This is a genomic window from Microbacterium sp. ZXX196 (genome assembly GCF_009709595.1).
Classification (GTDB): domain Bacteria; phylum Actinomycetota; class Actinomycetes; order Actinomycetales; family Microbacteriaceae; genus Microbacterium; species Microbacterium excoecariae.
The window spans coordinates 1-247 of the sequence record NZ_WMEE01000424.1 but is presented as its reverse complement, the minus strand read 5'-3'; the positions used below and the strand labels follow the sequence as shown (position 1 = coordinate 247).

Annotated in this window: 1 protein-coding gene; it reads left to right on the top strand. The window is 67.6% G+C overall.

Translation table 11 applies throughout. From position 1 onward, the window contains the following. Positions 1-247 (top strand): HWE histidine kinase domain-containing protein (locus GJQ66_RS13565; RefSeq protein ID WP_230379677.1); only part of this gene is annotated, 247 nt, incomplete at both ends.

Below are 247 nucleotides of genomic sequence, written 5' to 3'. Positions count from 1 at the left end.
CCACCGGCTGAAGAACGTCTTCGCCCTGGTCAACGGCCTCGTCACCCTGTCCGCACGAAACACTCCAGCAGTTCAGCCGTATGCACGGACGCTGAGGGATCGTTTCACCAGTCTCGGTCGGGCGCTGGAGTACCTGCAGGTACCGCCCCCGGATGGGGCAGCGCCGCGCCCGGCGCAGACCCTGCAGGCGCTACTGCGTACCTTGCTGATGCCCTACGAGGGCGTGGGCAGCGCGCATCGCCGCATC